Annotated in this window: 6 protein-coding genes; 5 read left to right on the forward strand and 1 reads right to left on the reverse strand. The window is 65.6% G+C overall.

The window, feature by feature from the left end:
- The 3 genes from BRAS3843_RS24225 to BRAS3843_RS24235 all read left to right on the forward strand — a co-directional run.
- On the forward strand, window positions 1-961 hold a 961-nt coding region (locus tag BRAS3843_RS24225), incomplete at its 5' end, for an NAD(P)H-dependent glycerol-3-phosphate dehydrogenase (protein WP_063710321.1).
- A 97-nt stretch (window positions 962-1,058) separates the two neighbouring features.
- Entirely contained in the window at window positions 1,059-2,165 is a 1,107-nt protein-coding gene (locus BRAS3843_RS24230; RefSeq protein ID WP_008971717.1) for an alpha/beta hydrolase, read from the forward strand.
- Between the two features lie 157 nt (window positions 2,166-2,322).
- Window positions 2,323-2,736: an EVE domain-containing protein gene (locus BRAS3843_RS24235; RefSeq protein ID WP_008971718.1), complete on the forward strand. Its 414-nt coding sequence runs from the start codon at window positions 2,323-2,325 to the stop codon at window positions 2,734-2,736.
- 26 nt (window positions 2,737-2,762) lie between these two features.
- Here the strand turns inward: BRAS3843_RS24235 and BRAS3843_RS24240 are convergent, their stop codons facing one another.
- Complete coding sequence (locus BRAS3843_RS24240) at window positions 2,763-3,881, reverse strand: adenylate/guanylate cyclase domain-containing protein (RefSeq protein WP_008971719.1); 1,119 nt, start codon at window positions 3,879-3,881, stop codon at window positions 2,763-2,765.
- Window positions 3,882-3,975: 94 nt separating this feature from the next.
- Between BRAS3843_RS24240 and BRAS3843_RS24245 the strand changes: the two genes are divergently transcribed.
- Both BRAS3843_RS24245 and BRAS3843_RS24250 read left to right on the forward strand, forming a co-directional pair.
- Complete coding sequence (locus tag BRAS3843_RS24245; RefSeq protein ID WP_008971720.1) at window positions 3,976-4,431, forward strand: SRPBCC family protein; 456 nt, start codon at window positions 3,976-3,978, stop codon at window positions 4,429-4,431.
- Between the two features lie 304 nt (window positions 4,432-4,735).
- Window positions 4,736-4,951, forward strand: coding sequence for a dodecin domain-containing protein (locus BRAS3843_RS24250; protein ID WP_008971721.1), 216 nt, complete (start codon window positions 4,736-4,738; stop codon window positions 4,949-4,951).
- Window positions 4,952-5,784 lie beyond the last annotated feature (833 nt).

Here is a 5,784-nt window from a genome sequence, read left to right on the forward strand (position 1 = left end):
CTCCATCATCGGCGCCGGCGCCTGGGGCACCGCGCTGGCCGCCGTTGCCGCGCGCGCCGGCCGTGACGTCACGCTCTACGCCCGCGACAGCGCGCATGCGGCGGAGATCGCGGCACGACGCGAGAACCCGCGCCTGGCAGGCGTTCCGCTCGCATCCACCATCGCCATCACCAGCGACCTCAGGGCAGCCGCCCGCGCCGATGTGGCGCTTATTGTCGTGCCGGCGCAGCATCTGCGCGGCGCGGTCATGCATCTCGCACCCTTGCTCAGGCACGGCACGCCGGTGATCGCCTGCGCCAAGGGCATCGAGCACGGCACCCACAAATTCATGACCGAGGTGATCGCGGAGGCCGCGCCGAACGCGCACGCAGCGATCCTGTCCGGCCCAAGCTTCGCCGACGATGTGGCGCGCGGCCTGCCGACCGCGGTCACGCTCGCCGCGCATGACGAGCAGCTTGCTGCCGCGCTGGTCCAGGCGCTCGGATCGGCGACCTTCCGTCCCTATCACTCGACCGACGTGCGCGGTGTGGAGATCGGCGGCGCCGCCAAGAACGTGCTGGCGATCGCGGCCGGCATCGTGGTCGGTCGCCGGCTCGGCGCCTCGGCGCTTGCCGCACTCACCACGCGCGGCTTTGCCGAGCTCGCGCGCCTGGGCCGTGCGCTCGGTGCACGCAGCGAGACGCTCACCGGCCTCTCGGGGCTCGGCGACCTGATCCTGACCTGCGCCGGGCCGCAATCGCGCAATTTCGCCGCCGGCCTTGCACTCGGCCGCGGCGAGCGACTGCCCGCAGGCAAGCTTGCGGAAGGGCAATACACTGCGCCGGTGCTGGTCGAGCTGGCGGCTTTGAGCGCCGTCGAGATGCCGGTCTCGCAGGCGGTCGCCGCGATCCTCTCGGGCGCCATGACGATCGACGCAGCCATTGAAGGCCTGCTCACGCGTCCCTTCAAGGCCGAGGAGTGAGCGGCGCTTCCCGCCGCACACACGCTGTAATAGCTTGCGCGCGATCCGACGGATTCCGGACAAATCAACCAACAAAGGAATCCAGCAGAGGACGCGCATGCGCAGATCACATCTTGCGATCGTATCGATCGGTCTTGCCTGGGCGGTCACCGCAACCGCCACGTACGCCCAGACCACCACCTCCTACGACGAGCTCGCCAAGAGCGAGGCCGCGGCCAATGCCGAGAACGGCAAGCGGGTGGCACCGCAGAAAACGATCGGCAACCCGACCGACGAGGTCAGCCCCGCGATGCAGGCGATGATCGGCGCGCCCTACCCGCCGCATTTCAACGCCGACCCGAAGACGCCGGCGGAATGGAAGGAGCTGATCGACCGCCGCGCCAAGCTGGCGATATCAGGCATCCCTGCGATGAAGGAAAAGCTCGGCGTCAAGGTCGAGGAGACCAAGATCGCCGGCGTGCACTGCTTCGTCGTCACACCCAACAAAATCCCGTCGGACAATCGCCGGCGGCTCCTGGTCCATGTCCACGGCGGCGGCTATGTGTTCGGCCCGGGCGAAGCAGCGCTGCCGGAGGCGATCATGATGGCCGGCTTCGGCGGCTTCAAGGTGATCTCGGTCGACTACCGCATGCCGCCGGACTTCCCCTATCCTGCCGCGATGGACGACACGATGGCGGTGTGGAAGGCGCTGACGAAGACCAATGACCACCGCCGAATGGCGATCTTCGGCACCTCGACCGGCGGCGCGATGACGCTCGCCATGGTGCTGCGCGCCAAGGATGAGAAGCTGCCGCGACCGGCTGCGATCGCACCGGGCACGCCGTGGGCCGATATCGACAAGATCGGCGACAGCTATGCCGACAATGAGTGGGTCGACAATGTGCTGGTGACCTGGGACGGCTGGCTCGGCCGCGCGGCAAAGCTCTACGCCAACGGCACCGACCTGAAGACGCCCTACCTCTCGCCGATCTATGGCGATTTCAAAGGCTTCCCGCCGACCATCCTGACATCAGGCACGCGCGACCTGTTCCTCTCCAACACGGTGCGCACCCATCGCAAGCTGCGTCGTGCCGGCGTGATCGCCGACCTCAATGTCTATGAGGGCCAGTCGCACGCGCAGTACCAGTTCAACGTCGATGCCCCCGAGACCAAGGAGGCCTTCACCGATATCGCGAAATTCTTCGACAAATATCTTGAGGAATAGCGCGCGAGCCTCTTGCTCAATCGTCATGCCCGGGCAATAGCGCGAAGCGCGTTTAGACCATTGACCCGGGCATCCACGTCTTGCCTATGTTAAGCTAACGGAAGCGTGGCCGGCCGGTGTTTCGACATCGGCCATGACGCGTGGAGAGAGTGTCGTCATGAACTACTGGCTGGTGAAATCCGAACCCTCGGTGTGGTCCTGGGACCAGCAGAAGGAAAAGGGCGCCAAGGGCGAAGCCTGGACCGGGGTGCGCAACTTCACGGCCCGGCAGAATCTCGTCGCCATGAAGAAGGGCGACCTCGCCTTCTTCTATCACTCCAACGAAGGCAAGGAGATCGTCGGCATCGCCGAGGTGATCAAGGAGGCCTATCCCGATCCCACCGACAAGACCGGCAAGTTCGTCTGCGTCGACATCAAGGCCGACAAGGCTTTCAAGACGCCGGTGACCTTGGTCGCAATCAAGGCCGAGAAGAAGCTCGCCGAGATGGCGCTGGTCAAGCAGTCGCGCCTGTCGGTGCAGCCGGTGACACCGGAGGAATGGAAGCTGGTCTGCAAGATGGGTGGCCTGTAAGACAAAGGCTGTCGCCGTCCGAGGCTTCAGTCCTCCGGCACGGCGAAAACCGCGCAGGGAGAGGCGATGCCGCGCAGGTGATGCGTTCCCAACGCGATCAAAGGCATTTCGGTTTGTGCCGCAAGCGCACCTGAGACGAGGACCTGCTTGCCAAGCGGCCGGCACATGCCTTCCAACCGGCTCACAAGATTGACCGCAGGGCCGATCGCGGTGAAATCCAGCCGATCTGCAGCTCCGATATTGCCCCAGAAGATCTCGCCGACGTGCAGGGCGACGCCGAACGGCAGCGGTGGCTGCCCCTGTCGCTCGCGCTCGCTGTCAAGACGCGCCATGCCAAGCCGCGCCGCCAATGTCGCCTGCAATGCCGCCGCGCAGGCGGCGCGCGCGGAATCTCCGACCACTGGAAAGATGGCCAGCACACCGTCGCCGATAAATTTCAGCACCTCGCCACCGAACGCATGAACCGCGCCGGCAATACGATCGAACCAGGCTCCAAGCGCCGAAATGACATCCGACGGTGGGTGGCTTTCCGATAGTGCGGTGAACCCGCGCAAATCGGCAAACAGCAATGCGGCCTGAATGGTCTCGCCGACATTGCGCCGGAGCGGCGACGCCAGCACCCGCGCGGTGCTGCGGCGGCCGAGGTAAGCCTCGAGCGCCGCCTTCAAGGTGTCGCGCGCCGCAATGGCGGCAAGCGGCGCGGCGGCGAACCGCGCGGCCCGTTGCAGCTCATCGGTTTCGTCCGGCGCGAACGCACGCGGACCGATCCAGGCCAGCGAAGGCCCGTCGGACCGCGGCCCGACACGATCCTGCTGCACCGTGCCGCCCGCTATTCCGGCGAGCCAATCCCGGCCGGGATCATCAGATGGTGTGCTCCCGAACGTCGCCGGAAATCCCCCCGGCGCAAAGCCCGAGGCAGAACCCGAGGCAAAACCCAAGGCCTCGATGATCTCTCCGCTCGCGGCCCGCCAGAGCCAGGTCCGTTTGGCAATGAGCGGGTGCGGAACAGCCAATGTCAGCGCGCCACCTGCCAGGGGCAGACCATCCTGGACCAGATGCGCGCCGAGTTCCGCGAGCAGCCGGTCGGCGCCCAGAGCCTCGCTGGCCGCATCGACAAGCCAGCAGAGCGTTGAGGAAAGCTGCATGATAGGATCATGGGGCGCCCCCGGAGCGTTGTCACGGGCTATCCTGGCGATCAGGCACGCGGCTATCGCCGCCGCTGAGTTTGAGGAGGTGTCGATGACCGAGCCGCTTGTGGTTCGACGCGAAGTCCAGATCGCAGCCCCGCCTGCCACCGTATTCGCGTTCCTGACCGACCCCGAGAAGATCATGAGCTGGATGGGCGCGGAAGCGGCCACCGAGCCGCGCCCGGGCGGGCTCTACCTCATCAAAAGCGTCGGCCGGCGCAATACGGCACGAGGCGAATTCCGGGAGGTCATCCCGGTCCACCGCCTGGCCTATAGCTTCGGCTGGGAAGGTGGCGAAGAGGTGCCGCCGGGATCGAGCCTGATCGAGATCGATCTTGTGGACCATGACGGCGGCACATTGCTGCGGATGACCCATAGCGGTCTTCCCAACGAAGGGCAGTGCGCCGCACATGCCCGGGGGTGGACTCATTACCTCGGTCGGCTGGCGATCGCGGCCGCCGGCGGCAATCCCGGCCCCGACCAAGGCGCCGCGACGGCCGACACCTGATCTCGCATCTGCTGAAGCGCTTCCACTGGTGACATTGGCCGCGATCAAGGCCGTGTCACTGACATGGCGCTGCTCAACCCATCGCGCCGATCGGTGCAGCCGTTGACGTCGAAGACTGCAAGCTCCTGCAGGACGGGCGAGCGATCGCTCGCGCAAGAGCTTGTGAGACAAGCAACGCGCGAGCGCCATTCGTAGTAGCACCGGGCCATGTTGGGCTGCGTTCTTTCGGGCCCGGCATCATGATGCTACGCTCGCCTGTAGCAGGGAGCACCTGCTTCCTGCTCATACCGGACAGGAGAACGATATGCCTGACAGTGTCTACAAGGTCATCGAGCTGATCGGTACTAGCAGCGAATCCTGGGAAAGGGCGGCCGCCAATGCCGTCGAGCGCGCGGCGATGTCACTCCGAGACCTCCGCGTCGCAGAAGTCGTCGAACTCGATCTGCAGCTCGACGCCAAGGGAAAAGTGGAAGCCTATCGGGCCAAGCTGAACGTGTCGTTCAAATTCGAAGGCACATGAGCTGAGCTGACCATCGACTCGCGGCATATCTCTCGCGAGCCGATCGGCCGGCGGCGAGGTTGAACGTCGTCTTCCGGTGTGATGCCCCGCCACGCGGGGCATCACCATCTCGCGGCTTCTCGATTCGACTTCCCGGAAATCACGAGACGGGACGGACGCGACTGCAATCCCGCCATGCGCAAATTGCCCGTCGTGTTAGTTTGTCGCAGCACTGCGCGCTTGCCATGTCGGGCAAATCAAAACGATCATCCCGCACATCCTGCTGCCGCATGAGGGGCGTTTCGCGACCGTCACGATCCGTTGGCAGTGGGATGCGGTGGGCGTGTGTTGCTGCAGCGCGAATCTCTCGCGTGGACGAACGGCGATGCACGCACGGTCAAGTCGCGCGGTCCTGGCATCCCGACGCTGATGCCAAGTTCGCGACGAGGCTTCGCCTCGCGCGGACGACGGTGGCCAGAAAGCCCGGCGCACCGGGGAGAACGCGAAGCAGCCGTTAAAACCATCGCGCAGGGAAGGCCGGTCGTTTCCGGCTCGTACCTGTGGTGACTGCCGCCTGCTTTCTTTTCTGCAGGCGGGCCATGGGTGCGGCCAGCGCCCGGCCTTCCCTGCGCCCTCTGTCTTTCGAGGGCGATGAGATCAGCACAGCTCGGGCGCGGATGCGCCGCGAGAACGAGAGCACGCGCGTTCGATGTGCCCGTGGGATTTGACGGTGCGTACGCCAATCACAGCTGTCGTCCCGGGCAAGCGCGAAGCGCGCAGACCCGGGACCCATAACCACAGAACTCAGCTATGCGCGCGGTACTCGCAGCATGCCTGCTTCGAACATCACGCGG

The organism is Bradyrhizobium sp. STM 3843 (genome assembly GCF_000239815.1).
GTDB lineage: Bacteria > Pseudomonadota > Alphaproteobacteria > Rhizobiales > Xanthobacteraceae > Bradyrhizobium.